At 73.7% G+C, this 16,756-nt stretch carries 14 protein-coding genes; 9 read left to right on the top strand and 5 right to left on the bottom strand.

Translation table 11 applies throughout. From position 1 onward, the window contains the following. The first annotated feature begins 58 nt into the window (after nt 1–58). The 4 genes from fabG to ACSNOC_RS08045 all read left to right on the top strand — a co-directional run bounded on the left by fabG (nt 59) and on the right by ACSNOC_RS08045 (nt 3,324). The gene (fabG, locus tag ACSNOC_RS08060; protein ID WP_436746582.1) at nt 59–820 is read left to right on the top strand and encodes a 3-oxoacyl-ACP reductase FabG; all 762 of its coding nucleotides are present in this window, start codon (nt 59–61) and stop codon (nt 818–820) included. A gap of 16 nt (nt 821–836) precedes the next feature. Further along, nucleotides 837–1,604, top strand: coding sequence for an SDR family oxidoreductase (locus ACSNOC_RS08055; protein WP_436746581.1), 768 nt, complete (start codon nt 837–839; stop codon nt 1,602–1,604). A 91-nt stretch (nt 1,605–1,695) separates the two neighbouring features. Further along, entirely contained in the window at nt 1,696–2,367 is a 672-nt protein-coding gene (gene ung / locus ACSNOC_RS08050; RefSeq protein ID WP_436746612.1) for a uracil-DNA glycosylase, read from the top strand. Nucleotides 2,368–2,421: 54 nt separating this feature from the next. Further along, nucleotides 2,422–3,324 (top strand): Gfo/Idh/MocA family protein, encoded by a 903-nt coding sequence (locus ACSNOC_RS08045; RefSeq protein ID WP_436746580.1) that lies wholly within the window; start codon nt 2,422–2,424, stop codon nt 3,322–3,324. Nucleotides 3,325–3,358: 34 nt separating this feature from the next. Here ACSNOC_RS08045 and ACSNOC_RS08040 read toward each other — a convergent pair whose 3' ends face one another. Further along, complete coding sequence (locus tag ACSNOC_RS08040; protein ID WP_436746579.1) at nt 3,359–4,264, bottom strand: undecaprenyl-diphosphate phosphatase; 906 nt, start codon at nt 4,262–4,264, stop codon at nt 3,359–3,361. Nucleotides 4,265–4,393: 129 nt separating this feature from the next. Here ACSNOC_RS08040 and ACSNOC_RS08035 point away from each other — a divergent pair, with 129 nt between their 5' ends. After that, on the top strand, nt 4,394–5,242 hold the full coding sequence (locus ACSNOC_RS08035; protein ID WP_436746578.1) for a spermidine synthase: 849 nt from the start codon (nt 4,394–4,396) through the stop codon (nt 5,240–5,242). Between the two features lie 6 nt (nt 5,243–5,248). Here the strand turns inward: ACSNOC_RS08035 and ACSNOC_RS08030 are convergent, their stop codons facing one another. Further along, nucleotides 5,249–6,295: a hypothetical protein gene (locus ACSNOC_RS08030; RefSeq protein WP_436746577.1), complete on the bottom strand. Its 1,047-nt coding sequence runs from the start codon at nt 6,293–6,295 to the stop codon at nt 5,249–5,251. A gap of 114 nt (nt 6,296–6,409) precedes the next feature. Between ACSNOC_RS08030 and ACSNOC_RS08025 the strand changes: the two genes are divergently transcribed. Continuing rightward, complete coding sequence (locus ACSNOC_RS08025) at nt 6,410–6,862, top strand: DUF4442 domain-containing protein (protein WP_436746576.1); 453 nt, start codon at nt 6,410–6,412, stop codon at nt 6,860–6,862. 18 nt (nt 6,863–6,880) lie between these two features. Here the strand turns inward: ACSNOC_RS08025 and ACSNOC_RS08020 are convergent, their stop codons facing one another. Then, nucleotides 6,881–8,539 carry a catalase gene (locus tag ACSNOC_RS08020; RefSeq protein ID WP_436746575.1) on the bottom strand — a complete coding sequence of 553 codons (1,659 nt, stop codon included), beginning with the start codon at nt 8,537–8,539 and terminating at the stop codon, nt 6,881–6,883. Between the two features lie 133 nt (nt 8,540–8,672). Beyond that, nucleotides 8,673–9,533, bottom strand: coding sequence for an EamA family transporter (locus tag ACSNOC_RS08015; RefSeq protein WP_436746611.1), 861 nt, complete (start codon nt 9,531–9,533; stop codon nt 8,673–8,675). 120 nt (nt 9,534–9,653) lie between these two features. Here ACSNOC_RS08015 and ACSNOC_RS08010 point away from each other — a divergent pair, with 120 nt between their 5' ends. The 3 genes from ACSNOC_RS08010 to ACSNOC_RS08000 all read left to right on the top strand — a co-directional run bounded on the left by ACSNOC_RS08010 (nt 9,654) and on the right by ACSNOC_RS08000 (nt 14,561). Continuing rightward, a complete protein-coding gene (locus tag ACSNOC_RS08010; RefSeq protein WP_436746574.1) occupies nt 9,654–10,229 on the top strand; it encodes a helix-turn-helix domain-containing protein in 576 nt (191 codons plus the stop codon). A 155-nt stretch (nt 10,230–10,384) separates the two neighbouring features. Then, nucleotides 10,385–11,539: an ROK family protein gene (locus ACSNOC_RS08005; protein WP_436746573.1), complete on the top strand. Its 1,155-nt coding sequence runs from the start codon at nt 10,385–10,387 to the stop codon at nt 11,537–11,539. 157 nt (nt 11,540–11,696) lie between these two features. Next, nucleotides 11,697–14,561, top strand: coding sequence for a glycoside hydrolase family 66 protein (locus tag ACSNOC_RS08000; protein WP_436746572.1), 2,865 nt, complete (start codon nt 11,697–11,699; stop codon nt 14,559–14,561). A 78-nt stretch (nt 14,562–14,639) separates the two neighbouring features. Here ACSNOC_RS08000 and ACSNOC_RS07995 read toward each other — a convergent pair. Next, nucleotides 14,640–16,756 (bottom strand): Pls/PosA family non-ribosomal peptide synthetase (locus ACSNOC_RS07995; RefSeq protein WP_436746571.1); only part of this gene is annotated, 2,117 nt, incomplete at its 5' end.

Below are 16,756 nucleotides of genomic sequence, written 5' to 3'. Positions count from 1 at the left end.
CTTCCCGGCAGTAGTTACTCTGCGGTAGCCCAGCAGTCCACGGCGAGGAGAAGCAGGCATGACCACCCCAGAACAGCGCGTCGCCATCGTGACGGGCGCGGCCCGAGGCATCGGAGCGGCCACCGCCCTCCGGCTCGCCGCGGACGGCCGCGCGGTCGCCGTCGTCGACCTGGACGAGTCGGCCGGCAAGGAGACCGCCGAGAAGATCACCGCCGCGGGCGGCCGGGCCCTGGCCGTCGGCTGCGACGTCTCCGACGCCGACGCCGTCGCCTCCGCCGTGGCCCGGGTGGCGGCCGAGCTGGGCCCGCCGCAGATCCTGGTCAACAACGCCGGCGTGCTCCGCGACAACCTGCTGTTCAAGATGAGCGAGGCCGACTGGGACACCGTCATGAACGTGCACCTGCGGGGCGCGTTCCTGATGACCCGGGCCTGCCAGAAGCACATGGTCGACGCCGGCTTCGGCCGCATCGTCAACCTCTCCTCCAGCTCCGCCCTCGGCAACCGCGGCCAGGCCAACTACGCCGCCGCCAAGGCCGGTCTGCAGGGCTTCACCAAGACCCTCGCCATCGAGCTCGGCAAGTTCGGCATCACCGCCAACGCCGTGGCGCCCGGCTTCATCGCCACCGACATGACCGCCGCCACCGCCGCCCGCGTCGGCATGGACTTCGACGACTTCAAGAAGGCCGCCGCCGACTCCATCCCGGTGCGCCGCGTCGGCGTGCCCGCCGACGTCGCGGGCGCCATCGCCTACTTCACCGGCGACGCGGCCGGTTTCGTCTCCGGCCAGGTCCTGTACGTGGCCGGCGGACCTCTCGACTGAGCGGGGGCAGGGAACGGTGAGTGAGTCCGGCGCCCCCCGCGCGGATTCCCCGGTCGCCGTCGTCACCGGCGGCAGCCGGGGCATCGGCTACGGCATCGCCGCCGCGCTCGTCGCGCGCGGCGACCGGGTCTGTGTCACCGGCCGGAACGCCGGCTCCCTCGCGGAGGCCGTCGCGTCCCTCGGCCCCGGCCGGGCGATGGGCGTCGCGGGCAAGGCCCACGACGAGGCGCACCAGGCCGAGGTGATCGAGAAGGTCATGGCGGCCTGGGGCCGGGTCGACCACCTGGTCAACAACGCCGGTACCAACCCGGTGCTCGGCCCGCTGATCGACCTCGACCCCGGCGCGGCCCGCAAGGTGTTCGACACCAACGTGCTGTCGGCGCTGGGCTTCGCGCGGCAGGCATGGCACGCGTGGCAGCGGGACAACGGCGGCACGGTCGTCAACATGGCCTCGGTCGCCGGACTCACGGCCTCGCCGTTCATCGGCGCCTACGGCATCAGCAAGGCCGCCATGATCAACCTCACCCAGCAGCTGGCCCACGAACTGGCGCCCGGCGTGCGGGTCAACGCCATCGCCCCCGCCGTCGTCAAGACGCAGTTCGCCGCCCCCCTGTACGAGGGACGCGAGGAGGAGGCCGCCGCCGACTACCCGCTGGCCCGCCTCGGCGTCCCGCGGGACATCGCGGGCGCCGCCGCGTTCCTCACCTCCGACGCCTCGGCGTGGATCACCGGCCAGACCCTGGTGGTCGACGGCGGCCTCTTCCTCAACGCGGGCGTCGGCTAGCCCGGCCGATGTCAGTGGCGGCCGGTACGTTGCGGGTACGCGCGGAGGGACAACCCTACGCACCGTCCCGGAGGTTGACGACGTGACCGGCATGCTGCCCGACTCCTGGCAAGAGGTTCTCGGCGAGGAGCTGGACAAGCCGTATTTCAAGGAGCTCACCGAGTTCGTCGAGGAGGAGCGGGCCAGGGGGCCGGTGTACCCGCCGCGCGAGGAGGTCTTCGCCGCCCTGGCCGCCACGCCGTTCGACCGCGTCAAGGTGCTGATCCTGGGCCAGGACCCGTACCACGGGGAGGGCCAGGGCCACGGCCTGTGCTTCTCCGTGCGGCCCGGCGTGCGCGTCCCGCCCTCCCTGCGGAACATCTACAAGGAGATGCACGCCGAGCTGGGCCACCCCGTCCCGGACAACGGCTACCTGATGCCCTGGGCCGAGCAGGGCGTCCTGCTGCTGAACGCGGTGCTCACCGTCCGGGCGGGGGAGCCGAACTCGCACAAGGGGAAGGGCTGGGAGAAGTTCACGGACGCGGTCATCCGCGCCGTCGCCGCCCGCCCCGACCCGGCCGTATTCGTCCTGTGGGGGAGCTACGCCCGCAAGAAGCGCCCCCTGATCGACACCACCCGGCACGCCGTGGTGGAGGGCGCGCACCCGTCGCCGCTGTCGGTGAAGAAATTCCTCGGGTCCCGGCCGTTCACGCGGATCAACGAGGCCGTCGCCGCCCAGGGCCACGGGCCCATCGACTGGCGCATCCCCGATCTGGGCAGGTGACCCGGCCGCGTATGCTGCGGAGCCACGCGAACTGGCTCACGGGGAGGAGCAGTTGTGAAGGTCGGCGTGATCGGGCTCGGGGATGTCGCGCACAAGGCGTACCTGCCCGTGCTCACCGCCCAGCCGGGCGTGATCCCCCATCTGCACACCCGCAGCCGTGCCACCCTGGACCGCGCCGGGGACGCGTACCGGGTCCCAGGCGAGCACCGCCACGCCGACCTCGACGCGCTGATCGCCGCCGGTCCCGACGCGGCGTTCGTGCACGCCCCGTCCGGCGTCCACGCCGGGATCGTCACCCGGCTCCTGACGGCCGGTGTCCCGACGTACGTCGACAAGCCGCTCGCGTACAGCCTCGGGGAGGCCCGGCGGGTGGTGGAGCTGGCCGAGACCCGCGGCGTGAGCCTGGCCGTGGGGTTCAACCGCCGCCACGCGCCCGCCTACGTCCACCTGCTGGAGCACCCCCGCGACCTCATCCTCATGCAGAAGCACCGCCGGGGCCTGCCCGAGGATCCCCGGCGGATGGTCTTCGACGACTTCGTGCACGTCGCGGACACGCTGCGCTTCCTCGTCCCGTCCCACGTGGACCGGATCAGCGTCCGCACCCGGGTCCGCCGGGGGCTGCTGCACCACGTGGTGCTGGAGATGTCGGGCGACGGTTTCACCGCCATCGGCGCGATGAACCGGGTGTCGGGCTCGGCCGAGGAGATCGTGGAGATCTCCGGCCAGGACCGCAAGCGGGAGGTCCGCAACCTCGCGGAGATCATCGACCACAAGGGCCAGCCGAGCGTCCGCCGCCGCGGCGACTGGGTCCCGGTCGCCCGCCAGCGCGGCATCGAGCAGGCGGCGGTCGCCTTCCTGGACGCGGTCCGGGCCGGCCGGCGGCTGAGCGCGCAGGACGCGCTGCGGACGCACGAGCTGTGCGAGCGGATCGTGCTGGCGGCGCTGGAGGAGCACTGACGCCGGAGCCGCGCAGCCGCCGGACTCCCGCGCGTCACGCCTCGCTGGTGCTGATCGGCCCCTCGTCGATCTCCTCACCGGCGTCCGGCTCGACCGCCCCGGCGAGCACCAGGGCCAGCAGGACCACGCCGACCACGATCCGGTACCAGACGAACGGCATGAAGCTGCGGGTCGAGATGAACTTCATGAACCACGCGATGATCGCGTAGCCGACGAAGAACGCGACCACCGTCGCGAGGATCGTCGGGCCCCACGACACGTGCGTGCCCTCGCCGCCGATCTCCGTCAGCTCGTACAGGCCCGAGGCCAGCACCGCCGGGATGGCGAGCAGGAACGAGTACCGCGCCGCCGCCTCCCTGCGGTAGCCGAGGAACAGGCCGCCGGTGATCGTCGCGCCCGACCGGGAGACGCCGGGGACCAGGGCCATCGCCTGGCACAGCCCGTACAGCAGGCCGTCCCGGACGCTGAGCTGCTCCAGCGTCTTGCGCTCCTTGACGGCCCGGTGCCGCCCGCCGGTCGCGTCCCGGGCCGCCAGGCGGTCGGCGACGCCGAGGATGATGCCGAGCACGATGAGGTTCACGGCGATCAGCCGCAGGTCGCGGAACGGCCCCTCGATCGAGTCCTTCAGCGTCACGCCGAGCACGCCGATCGGGATGGAGCCGACGATCACCAGCCAGCCCATCCGCGCGTCCGGCTCGGACCGGACCCGCGCGTCGGTCAGCGACCTGAACCAGGCCGAGACGATCCGCGCGATGTCCTTGCGGAAGTAGATGATGACGGCGGCCTCGGTGCCGATCTGGCAGACCGCGGTGAACGCGGCACCCGGGTCCTCCCAGCCGAAGGCGACGGCCGTCAGCCGCAGGTGCGCGCTGGAGGAGATCGGCAGGAACTCCGTCAGCCCCTGGACGAGCCCGAGAACGAGTGATTCGAACCAAGACATGAAGGTGACAGCGTCCCGGGGTAGTGCCGAAAGGGTGACAGGGGGTTGAGCGAGATCACTTTAAGCCACGCCGCGGGATGCCCAGAAACCCGGGCTCGCGGACCGGGACACACCGGTCACAATGAAGGGGTGGACGAGCCCATTCCGGTGACGAGGACGACCGACCTGGGCACCGCGCGCCTGCTGCCCGATCTCGACCGCCCCCGGGCCTGGCTGCTGACCGTCGACGGCGCGCCGCAGTCGTATCTGGACCTGGACGACCCGACGTACCTGGAGTTCGAGTACGTCCGGCTGCTCGCCCGGGTCCTGGACACCGCGGCGCCGCCCGGCCGCCCGCTCGACGTGCTGCACCTGGGCGGTGGCGCGCTGACCCTGCCGCGGTACGCCGCCGCGACCCGGCCGGGGTCCGGGCAGCGGGTGATCGAGGCCGACGGACGGCTGGCCGGGCTGATCGCCGAGCGGCTGCCGCTGCCCGGGGACGCCGGGATCGAGGTGGAGATCGCGGACGCCCGCGCCGCGCTGGCCGCCGCCGCGCCCGCCTCGGCGGACGTCGTGGTCGGGGACGTCTTCGGCGGCGCCCGGATCCCCGCCCACCTGACGACGCTCGGCTACGCCCGGGACGTCGGGCGCGTGCTGCGGCCGGGCGGCGTCTACGCGGCGAATCTCGCCGACGCCGCCCCCTTCGGCTTCCTGCGCTCGCAACTCGCCACGTTCGGCGCCGTCTTCGGGGAGATGTGCCTGCTCGCCGAGCCGGCCGTGCTGCGCGGCCGGCGCTTCGGCAACACGGTGCTGGTCGCCTCGCGCGCCCCGCTGCCGCTGGCCGCACTGGTCCGGCTGGCCGCCGCCGACGCGTTCCCCGCGCGGGTCGTGCACGGCGCGGCGCTGGAGCGGCTGGTGGGCGGCGCCGTCCCGGTGCCGGAGGGCGCGGCGGTCCCGTCGCCGCGCCCGCCGTCCGGGACGTTCACCGTGGGCGGCTGAGGGCGGTCAGTCCTCCGCGGGGAACGGGCGCAGGCTGTTCATCATCGCCTCGATCGTCTCGTCGTCCAGCTCCTCCTCGAAGCCGGTGTCCATCACCAGCACCCAGGTCGCCAGGTCGTTGTTGAGGTCGATGTAGGAGACGGTGATCACCTTGCCGTCGGACGTGCCGCACGCGTCGTCCGGGTCCTCCGGGACGTCGGTGATGGTGGCGGTCGCGGTGTGGCCCTCGATGCCGTGCTCGCTGGTGAACGGCTCGGCCTCCGAGACCCGCAGGGTGCCCTCCTGCTGCTGGTCGTAGGCGGCCAGCGCCCAGTTCCCGGCCTCGTTGCGCGCGGCCTCGGCGGTGCCGGTCGCGCCCTGGCCGCCCTTGGTGCCGGCCACCGCCCGCCAGCTCACGCCGTACTCGGCCTCGGCGCACCAGCCGTCCATGTAGGTGACGGGGGCCGACATGGAGACCAGCGGGTCGGCGATGCCGTCGTCGGAATCCGCGTTCTCGTCCGCGTACCCGACCATCTCGCTCTCGCTGCCCAGGGTCCAGCCGGGCGGCACGTCGAAGGCGTTGTGCCGGTTCTCGATGGTCTGCACCTGCCAGTCCGGCGCGACGACCGGGTCGGGGACCTGGGCGACGCCCTGGCGCGGGTCGTCGGGCGGCAGGTCGCCGCCGGTCTCCTCGCCGGTCGGCTCCCCGGTCGGCTCGGCGGTGGGGTCCCCGCCCCCGGCCCGCTGCTCCTCGCCGTCGTCCATCGCGACGACCACACCGGCGATCACGGCGGCCGTCACCACCGCCGCGACGCCGGCGACGATCGCCGTGACGACGCGCCGGTTCCCCCCGCCGCCCCCCCCGGGCGGCGGCGGGGGCGGGGTCTGCTGGTCCCACTGGCCGGACGGCGCCTGCCAGTTCCCGGAGAGCTGCTCCCACTGGCCGGAGGGCGGCGGGGCCCCGGGGCCCGGCTGCGTCCGGTACGGGTTCGGCTGCTGATAGCCCGGCTGCTGGTAGGGGTTGGACCACTGGGGGGCGGACTCGCCCCCCGGCTGCTGTTCTCCTGGACTCATGCGCGTGACCTTACGGGCGCCCGCCGCACGACGGCACGCCTGCCCCCGGATTTGCTACCGACCTGCGACGTCCCGGCCCTCCCCGCGTTGATTACTCGCTGGTAACGTGAGGTCATGACCGACAGCACGACGTCCGTGGCCGACCTGCTCACCGCGATGGTCCCCATGGTCCGCACCCTGAACCTGGAGTACCTGGAGACCGCCGCCGACCGCGCGGTCCTCCGCCTTCCCGACCAGCCCGCCTACCACAACCACGTCGGCGGCCCGCACGCCGGGGCGATGTTCACGCTGGCCGAGTCGGCGAGCGGGGCCGTCGTCCTGGCCGCCTTCGGGGAGCACCTGCGGCGGGCCGTGCCGCTGCCCGTCACCGCCGAGATCCACTACCGGAAGCTGGCCAGGGGCCCGGTCACCGCGACCGCCACCCTGGGCCGCCCGGCGGCGGAGGTCCTCGCGGAGCTGGAGGCGGGCGGGCGCCCGGAGTTCCCGGTCGCGGTCGCGATCCAGCGGGAGGACGGCGCGGTGACCGGTGAGATGACCGTGGTGTGGACCCTGCGCCCCAACGACTGAGGGGCTCCCCGGCGGGGCTCAGCGGGTCACGATGTGCCGAGCGTTCGGCACGCAGTGGGTCATCGTCAGGCCGGTGACGTCGCGGGGCGGGTTCTTGCCCAGGTGCGCCAGGCGTCGCCGGTCCTCCTCGGTGAGGTCCTGGGAGGCCAGGGGCTCCAGGTGGGCGACGTCCTCGGGGCTGATGCCGAGCCCGGCGCCGACGCGGAGGCCGAGGTCGTTCTCGACCAGCAGGAAGTGCCACACCATCCGCTCCTGCACGCGCCGGTCGCACTGGGAGATGAGGTCGATGAAGTTCTTCACCAGGTCGTCGCGCTCCCACTCCTCCATCAGCAGGTACCGCTGGCCCGCCTGGACGTAGTCGTTGGTGCGCGGGATCCGCTTGCGCGTCAGGCGGCCCCGGATCTCCGGGCCCTGGTCGTCGGTGGTGGGGTACTGCGCCTCGCGCAGGCCGCCGGTGATCGACGGCTCGTAGGTGACCTCGGGGTTCTCGCCCGCCTCGTCGACGTAGTACGTCATGAGGCCGTCGCGCTGGTTGGTGCGGACCGGGGCGTTCTTCGCGCGGTTGACGGGGAGCTGGAGGTAGTTGGGGCCGACGCGGTAGCGCTGGGTGTCGCTGTAGGAGAACGTGCGGCCGACCAGCATCTTGTCGTCGGAGAAGTCGAGTCCGTCGACCAGGACGCCGGTGCCGAACGCGATCTGCTCGTTCTCCGCGAAGTAGTTGGCGACGGTCCGGTCCAGGACCATGCGGCCGACCGGGCGCGGCGGGAACTCCTGCTCCGGCCAGACCTTGGTGTCGTCCAGCGGGTCGAAGTCCAGCTCGGGGTGGTCGTGGTCGTCCATCATCTGGACCAGCAGCTCCCACTCCGGGTGGTCGCCGCGCCGGATCGCCTCGTACAGGTCCTTGGTGGCGTGGCCCAGCTCCCCGGCCTGCACGTTGGCGGCGTCCTCCTCGGTCATCGAGCGCACGCCCTGCCGGGGCATCCAGTGGTACTTCACCAGGACGGTTCTGCCCTCGGCGTTGGCCCACTTGTAGGTGTTCACGCCGAAGCCCTGCATGTGGCGGTAGTCGGCGGGGATGCCGCGCGGGCTGAACAGGTTCACCAGCATGTGCATGCTCTCGGGGGTCTGCGACATGAAGTCGAAGATCCGCGCGGGCTTCTGCTCGTGCGAGACGGGATCGGGCTTGAGCGCGTGGATCACGTCGGGGAATTTGATGGCGTCACGGATGAAGAAGACGCCGAGATTGTTCCCGACGAGGTCCCAATTGCCGTCCTCGGTGTAGAACTTCACGGCGAATCCGCGCGGGTCGCGGGCGGCCTCCGAGGAATCCCGCCCGCCGATGACGGTGGAGAACCGCACGGCCACGTCGGTGCGTTTGCCGCGCTCCTGGAAGAGCTTGGCGCGGGTGAAGCGGCTGATCGGTTCGTCGCCCCACGTGCCGTAGGCCTCGAAGTGGCCGTAGGCCGTCACGCCGCGCGCGTGGACGACGCGCTCCGGAATGCGCTCGCGGTCGAAGTGGCTGATTTTTTCGAGGAATTGGTAATTCTCCAGGGTGGCGGGGCCCCGGGCGCCGACCGTGCGCTGGTTCTGGTTGTCGTAGACCGGATGGCCCTGCCGGTTGGTCAGCGGCTTCCGGTCGTCCCCGGGGGCGGGTCCCTTGCTCGAGACGTCGGTCATGAACGCTGGCTCCTCACGGCATCGCGGATGTCCCAGCCACCACGACTACCCGCTGAATCCGGGCGAAACCAGTTGAGCGCGGCTTGTTCCGGCCATCCAGGGCGAAGCGCCCCCCGGCAGGCCCAACCGGTCGCTAGCCGGAGGCCAGCAGCAGGGTGCCGGCCAGGGCCAGGCCGGCGCCCGCCGCCTGGCCGGCCCGCAGCCGCTCCCGGAGCACGCCGCGCGCGGCCAGCGCCGTGACGACCGGGTAGAGCGAGGCGAGCACGGCGGCCACCGTGACGGGGCCCATCCGGGCGGCCAGCGCGTAGGTGGCGTTGGCCGCCACATCGGCCAGGCCGACGAACGTCAGCGAGGGCAGCGCCCGTGTCAGCGCCGGCCGGCCGTCCCGGGGCAGCACCGGCACCCCCCGCCGCGCGGTGAGGGCCAGCGCCGCTCCGCCGGCCAGCACATTGCACACCCGCTGCGTGAACAGCGCCAGGAACAGCCCGGTGACGCCGGTGGACGCCTCCGCGATCAGCGCGAGCACCGCGCCGAAGCCGACCGCGGCCACCAGCGTGTAGACCAGCGTCCGCCGCTGCACCGCCCCGCCGCCCCGGCGCGCGCCACCGGCCAGTACGACGCCGGTGAACGCGATGACGATGCCCGCGTACTGCACCGGCCCCGGGCGCTCGCCCATCAGCAGCGCCACCCCGACCGGCACCGCCACCGCCGTGGCGACCAGCGGGGAGACCACGCCCATCGGGCCGAGCGCGAGCGCGCGGTAGAAGAACAGCATCGCCGGCGGGCCCGCCAGCCCGGCCGCCACCGCGAACCACAGCCGGGCGTCGGCCGCGCTCCACGCCCCGGTGGCCAGCACCACCGCGCCCAGCACGGCGGCGGCCAGCGCCTGGGAGGCGACCACGACGGTCAGCGCCGGGATGCGCCGGGTCAGCAGTCCGCCGCCGAAGTCGGCGAGACCCCACAGCAGGCTGGTGGCCAGGGCCAGGGCAACCATCGGGACTCCCTCCAGTACAGTGCGGTGAACGGTGATGTCCACTCCAGCGTAGTGCATCCAAGTGGACTTCTGTGTACAGGATATTGACGGTTCTCCGTCGACGCGCACGAGAGGGCGCCCGTGACCGACCTCGACCAGCTCACGCAGTCGCTCGCCCGGAACCTCAGGCGGCTGCGCACCGAGCGCGGCCTGACCCTCGACGCCCTCGCGGCCCGCGCCGGGATCAGCCGGGGGATGCTCATCCAGATCGAACAGGCCAGGACCAACCCCAGTGTCGGCACGGTGGTGAAGGTCGGCGACGCCCTCGGCGTCTCCATCACCACGCTGCTCGACTTCGAACAGACCCCCGTCGTCCGCCTCGTCCCCGCGGGGCAGGCCGTCCGGCTGTGGTCCACCGAGGCCGGCAGCCATGGCACGCTGCTCGCCGGTACCGAGGCCCCGGGGCCGCTGGAGCTGTGGCGCTGGCGGCTGATGCCGGGCGAGGGCCACGCCTCCGATCCGCACCCGCCCGGCACCTCCGAGCTGGTGCACGTCACGGCCGGGGTGCTGACCCTCGCCGTGGACGGCACCGACCACCCGGTGCCCGCCGGGACCTCCGCCTCCTTCGAGAGCCATGTGCCGCACGGCTACCGCAACGACGGCACCGAGCCGGTGGAGATGACCATGGCGGTCTCCGTCCCGGCCGCGCCCCGCTGAGGCGCGCCGGCCGGGGGTTACTTCCGGCGCGAAGGTCTCGTAGTCGGCCCTGCGGCGCGGCAGCCGTGTGTCATCTGCCTTTTTCGTGCACGAGGGGTTCCCCGAGAGTTTCGTGACGGTAATATCCTCGCGACGGATCGAACGAGGAGGTCACCGTGGCCGGCACCGTGTCGCCGTGGGCGCCCCTGGCGCCCTCCACCCGCCGGGTGGCCCTGGAGGTCCTGTTGCACGGCCCGCTGGCCCGTTCCGAACTCGCCTCGCGCCTGGGCATGTCGGCGGCGAGCCTGACCCGGCTGACCAAGCCGCTGCTGGACACGGGCGTGCTGCGCGAGGTTCCCGAGGTGCTGCCGCGCGCCGGGGGACGGCCGCTTCAGCCGCTGGACATCGACGCCGGTCTGCAGCGTTTCGTCGGGGTCAAACTGACCGGCGACCGGGCGTACGGCGTGGTGACCGACCTGCGCGCCGACATCGTCGCGCACCGCAGCGTCCCCATCCGGGACCGGCGTCCCGAGCAGGTCGTCCGCGACCTGGCCGCGCTGGTCGCCGAGCTGACACCCGACGCGGTGCCGGCGGCGATCGGCGTCGGGCTCGGCGGCGCGGTGCGCGGCTTCGGCCACGTGCGGCGCGCGCCCTTCCTCGGCTGGCGGGACGTCGGACTGGGCGCGCTGGTGGCCGGCGCCACCGGGCGCCCGGCGGTGGTCTCCAACGACGTGGACGCGCTGGTCGAGGCCGAGCACTGGTTCGGTGACGGGCGCGGCGTGCGGAACTTCGCCGTGCTCACCGTCGGGGCGGGCGTCGGCGGCGGCCTGGTGGTGCACGACCGGCTCGTCACCGGCCGGGACTCCGGCCTGGGACTGCTGGGCCACTTCCCGCTGGACGTCCGGGGGCCCGCCTGCCCCGAGGGCCACCCCGGCTGCGCCGACTCGCTCCTGACCACCGACGGCATCCGGCTCCAGGCGTCGCTGGCCCTGGGCCGGACGGTCTCCTACGACCAGGCGCTGGACCTGGCACAGGCCGGTGACCCGGTCGTCGGCCGCGTGGTGGCGAACGCCGCCCGCGCGCTGGGCACGCTGGTGGCCGCGGTGGCCAACATCGCCCAGCCCGAACGCGTGATCATCACCGGCGAGGGCGTCCGCCTGGCCCGGGTCGACGAGCGCCGGCTGCGCGACGCGGTCGCCGCCGCCCGCAGCCCCGAGGCGTCACCGGTCGACCTGCGGGTGCTCGACGACGACCCGACGCTGTGGGCCCGCGGCGCGGCGGCCGTCGCGATCCAGCGCGTGGTGCTGGCCGATCCACCGCCGGAGCACTGAGACGGACGCCGCGACGGCGGCGTCACCGGAAACCTCCGGCGGCGCGGGCACGGCCATGCCCGTGCCGCCGGACCGCCCGCACACCGCGGGCGGACGGCTCCCGAGGGGAGTCGGCCCGGGGGCTGCGCCCCGAACCCATCCGTGAGAAGGACCCATTATGCCCGCAGCACGACACCAGCGACCACGACGCCTGGGCGTGGTGACGGTCGCGCTGGCCGCGACCGGAGCCACGGTCGCCGGCCTCGCCGCGCCCGTATCCGCGGCCGGCACGTCCTCCGGCGGGGGCGCCGCGCGCGTCACCGACGCCTGGACGGACGCCTCCCGATACGACCCCGGCCGCCCGGCCGAGGTCACCGCCGAGGTGGAGGGGACCGGACCGGTCCGCTTCACGCTGACCCACCTCGGCGACGTGGTGGACACCGCCACCGTCCGGGCCGACGGCTCCGGGCAGGTCACGTGGACCGTGACGCCGCCCGGGGACGACTTCACCGGCTATCTGGTCGAGGTCGACGCCGCCGGCGGCTCCGCGCAGACGGCGATCGACGTCTCCAGCGACTGGACGCGCTTCCCCCGGATGGGCTTCCTCGCCCACTACGGGGAGGACATCTCCACGGCGGAGGCCGAGGAGGACATCGCCGAGCTGTCCCAGCGCTACCACATCAACTCCCTCCAGTACTACGACTGGCTGTGGAAGCACGAACTGCCCGTCCGGCACGACGCGGACGGCGGCGTCGCCGAGCAGTGGACGGCGTGGAACGGCGACGTCATCACCGCCCGGACCGTGCGCGACTACATCGCCGCCGGCGACGAGCGCGGCATCGCCGCCATGCCGTACCAGATGTCCTACGCCGCCCTCAACGACTACGACACCTCCCGGGTGAGCCCGGACTGGCGGCTGTTCAAGGGCAACGGCGAGGAGTGGACCTACCCGATGGTCCCCGGGCAGGTGCTGAAGCTGATGAACCCGGCGGACCCCGGCTGGCAGGACTACATCGTCGAGCAGTACGCCGACAGCGTCGCGTCCATGGGCTTCGACGGCGCCCACCTCGACCAGATCGGCTACTGGGAGGAGGTGTACGACGTCCACGGCGAGCGCGCCGACCGGCCCGCCGGCTGGGCGGAACTCATCCGCAGGACCAAGGAGCGCCTCGGCGAGGACCTGGCCGTCGGGCTGAACGCGGTCGACGGGTTCGGCAGCTCCGCACTCGCCGCCTCCGAGGCCGACTACCTGTACACCGAGCTGTGGGCCAACACGGAGACCTACGGCACCGTCGCGGACTATCTGCGGCGGCAGCGCGAGGAGTCCGGCGGACGCTCGCACATCACCCCCGCCTACATGAACCGGCCGGACACCGGTGGCGCGGTCAACGACAACGAGGTCTTCGACACCACCTCGGTCCAGCTCGCCAACGCCATGTTCGCCGCCAACGGAGCCCACCACCTGGAGATGGGCCCCAACGACCACATGCTGTACACCGAGTACTTCCTGTTCGACGACAAGACCATGGCGCCCGGACTCCGGGACTGGCAGAAGACGTACTACGACGTCATCACCGCCTACGAGAACCTCTTCTACGGCCCCGGGCTGACCGGGGCGGAGAACCGGGTCGAGATCGCCGGGTATCCCACGAGCCGTGACGGCCGGGCCAACACGCTGTGGACCAACGTGATGAGCAACGACGGCGTGGACGTCATCCACCTCATCAACCTGCTCCGCAACGACGACCGCTGGCGCGACGCCGAGACCCGCGACACGCCGTCCCTGCGCAACGTGCCGGTGACGTACTACCTGCGCGACGGGCAGGACGCCCCGGCCGGCATCCACGTCGCCAGCCCCGACCGCGACGGCGGGCGCTCGGCCGAACTGCCGTTCCGTACCGGCTCCGACGACCGGGGCCGGTACGTCGAGTTCGTCGTCCCGGAGCTGGACGCCTGGGACTTCGTCTACTTCGACACCACCCCGGACGCCACCGGGCCCGGCCGGTACGAGCGCCCCGACACCCCGTCGCTGGTGGTCACCTCGCCGGCCGACGACAGCACGGCCGAGAACCGGACGATCACGGTCGAGGGACGCACCGACGCCGCCGAGGTCCGCGTCCACACCGGCGACACGACGCGGACCGTCCGCGTCCGCGACGGGCGCTTCTCCGTCCCCGTCGAACTGGACGGGCTGGAGAACACCCTCGACATCCAGGCCCTGTCCCGCGACGGCACCGGCGCCTACACCAGCCGCACCGTCTACGCCTACGGCACGTCCGTCGGCCGCCTGACGGACCCCGAGGGCGACGACCACGGGCCGGGCGGCTACGTCCATCCGACCAACGGCGCCTTCACGCCCGGCGGCCTCGACATCACCGGCTTCCAGGTCTTCCGCGACGGCGACTCCGTCCGCCTGGTCACCCGGGTCGACGGCGACATCACCAACCCCTGGAGCGGCGACGGCATGAGCGTCCAGCGCGTCAACATCCTGCTGCGCGACGGCGCCGGCGGGGACGGCACCGCCCCCGTGCCCGCCCTGCCCGGCACCAACACCGCGACCGAGGGCCCCTGGGACCTCGCGGTCGTCGGCGACGGCCGGTACCAGGACCAGCCGCTCTCCCTCGGCGTCTGGGACCCCGCGCTCGACCGGGTCTCCGGGGCGGAACTCGACGTCGTGCGGGCGACCGGCGAGATCGTGGTGACCGTCCCGGCCGACACGTTCGCCGGGCTCGACCTGGCCACGGCCGGATACCAGGTGTCGATGCTGTCCAACGCCGAACCGGGAGAGGGCATCGGCCTGGTCCGGCCCGTCTACAGCCTGGAGCACTGGAGCGAGCGGTCCAACGGCGAGTTCCGCTTCGGCGGCGGCGCCGGGGAGCACACCCCCGACCTGCCGTCCCGGGACACCGACACCCGCGACCCCAACACCCTCGACGTGATCACCGGTGACCGGGCGCAGGCCGAGGTGCTCGACTGGACCGGGGGCAGCCCGGTGGTGCTGCCCTTCCTCCCCCTTCAGGGAGCGGCTTCCGCGGGCGGCTGACGGCGGGAACGGCCGGCCGGCCGCCCGGGCCGGGTGCCCGCGCGGCCGGCCGGTCCCGCCGCTCGTCCCGGGCGGCGGTTACGGCTCGCGCCGGATCGGGTTGCCCTGCCACCGGCCGCCCGCCGGGACCCGTTCCGCCGCCATCACCAGCGACGCCGCGCCCACCATCGAGGCCGCGCCGATCCGGCTGCCGGGCAGCGCGATGCTGTGCGGACCCAGCACGGCACCCTCGTCCAGCCGCACCGGCTCCAGCCGCATCACCCGGTCGTGGAACAGGTGTGTCTGGAGCACGCAGCCCCGGTTCACGCTGGCGCCCGCGCCCACCGTGATCAGGTCCGGTTCGGGAAGCCAGTGCGTCTCGCACCACACGCCGCGCCCGATCCGGGCGCCCACGCTGCGCAGCCACCACGACAGCACCGGGCTGCCGGTCGCGGGCTGCAGCAGCCACGGCACGGCCAGCACCTCCACGAACGTGTCGTACAGCTCGTTGCGCCACACGAACGCGCTCCACAGCGGGTGGCGGCCCGGCCGGAACCGGCCCATCAGCAGCCACTTCGCCGCCGTCGTCAGCACCGCCGCGACGACGCCCGCCGCGCACAGCACCGGCCCGCTCACCGCCATCGCCAGCCACGGGCCGCCCTCGGCCCAGGCCCACAGCAGCGCGTACGTCACCGCCACCCGCAGCGCGCCCGCCAGCAGCAGTGGCACCGCGCGGCACAGCTCCACCCCGGTCCGCGCCCAGCGCAGCGACCGGGCGGGCGCGAACGTGCGTGCCGGGTCGCCGGCTTCGGGGACGCGCCGCAGCCGCATCGCCGGATTGCCCAGCCACGACGAGCCGTCGGGCACCTCGGCCGGGGTGTCGGACAGCACGCCGATCAACGCGCCGTCGCCCACCGTCCGTTCGGGACCGACCAGCCCCGAGTTGCCGACGAACGCCCGCTCACCGACCCGCGCGGCGCCGATCCGCAGCCAGCCGCCGCGCAGTTCGTACGGCGCGGCCACCACCTGGTCGGCCAGGAACGCCGCGTCGTCGACCCGGAGCATCCGGGGGAGCGCCACCACGGTCGACAGCTCCACGGAGCGGCCGATCCTCGCCCCGAGGAGCCGCAGCCACACCGGCGTGAACAGGCTGGCGTAGAGCGGGAACAGCGTCTTGCGGGCCATGTCCGCCATGTCGAGGCTCAGCCACGCCGCCCAGCCGGCCAGGCTGTCCACGGGGTGGATCCCCGGCCGCAGCGCCCGGCCGAGCAGCCGCACGGCGGCCACCACCAGCACCGCGTGGCAGAGCATGCCCAGCACCACCACGACCGGCGTGTAGACCAGCATCCGGGACGCGAAGCCGTCGGAGGTGGCGGCCAGCACCAGCAGCACCACCGGCACCACGGCCAGCCACAGCAGCAGCGCGCGCAGCGCGGGCGTCAGCAGCCGCGCCAGCGCCCAGGCGACGGTCGCGCCGCGCGGCGTCGCCCGCTCGGCGGGCCAGGGCTCGGCCTCCCGGCGGGCGGCCGGGGACCCTCCCCAGCACTCCCCGTCCGGCACCGGGCCGGCCACGCAACTCCCGGGCAGCACCTCGGCGTTGTCACCGACCCTGGCGCCGGGCAGCAGCGTGGCCCGCTCGCCCACCCGGGCGCCGTTGCCGACCCGCACCGCGCCGACCCGCAGCGTGTCGCCGTCGAGCCACCACCCGGAGAGGTCGGCGTCCGGCTCGGCCGCGCAGCCGTCGCCGAACGAGCCGAGCCCGGTCACCGGCGGCAGCGCGTGCAGGTGGGCGCGGTGGCCGACCCGGCAGCCGAGCAGCCGGGCGTACCAGACGACGAACATCGTGCCGGTCACCGGGCGGATGTTGATCGCCTTCACCCACCGCTCGGCCGCCCACAGCCGCAGGTGCGCCGTGCCGCCGCGCGGGTACGTGCCGGGCCGCAGCGGGCGGCACAGCAGTCGCGCCCCCAGCCCGGCGAGCAGCACCCGGCCGGGCAGCGTGAACAGCGTGGCGGACGCGGGGGCCACCACCCACCACGACAGCGCGGGCAGGCCGTAGCCGAGTCCGCAGGCGGACAGCGCGTTCCCGGCCAGGGCGATCGCCACCACCCAGCGCAGCCCGGTCACCATGTGCAGCAGCGGCTGGACGGCCGTCTGGACCCACCCGGCGGCCCGCCGGGTGCGGGGGCCACCGGCCGGGGCGGCGACGGCGGGGG

Source organism: Streptomyces sp. URMC 129 (assembly GCF_051386415.1).
Classification (GTDB): domain Bacteria; phylum Actinomycetota; class Actinomycetes; order Streptomycetales; family Streptomycetaceae; genus Streptomyces.
The sequence above is the reverse complement of the archived record's forward strand: the minus strand, read 5'-3'. Positions and strand labels throughout refer to the sequence as shown.

Coding starts and splice junctions, on each gene's coding strand:
- ACSNOC_RS08030 (WP_436746577.1), bottom strand. CDS start 6,295: ATGAGTCCAGGAGAACAGCAGCCGGGGGGCGAGTCCGCCCCCCAGTGG.
- ACSNOC_RS08015 (WP_436746611.1), bottom strand. CDS start 9,533: ATGGTTGCCCTGGCCCTGGCCACCAGCCTGCTGTGGGGTCTCGCCGAC.
- ung (WP_436746612.1), top strand. CDS start 1,696: ATGCTGCCCGACTCCTGGCAAGAGGTTCTCGGCGAGGAGCTGGACAAG.
- fabG (WP_436746582.1), top strand. CDS start 59: ATGACCACCCCAGAACAGCGCGTCGCCATCGTGACGGGCGCGGCCCGA.
- ACSNOC_RS08025 (WP_436746576.1), top strand. CDS start 6,410: ATGACCGACAGCACGACGTCCGTGGCCGACCTGCTCACCGCGATGGTC.
- ACSNOC_RS08040 (WP_436746579.1), bottom strand. CDS start 4,264: ATGTCTTGGTTCGAATCACTCGTTCTCGGGCTCGTCCAGGGGCTGACG.
- ACSNOC_RS08020 (WP_436746575.1), bottom strand. CDS start 8,539: ATGACCGACGTCTCGAGCAAGGGACCCGCCCCCGGGGACGACCGGAAG.
- ACSNOC_RS08000 (WP_436746572.1), top strand. CDS start 11,697: ATGCCCGCAGCACGACACCAGCGACCACGACGCCTGGGCGTGGTGACG.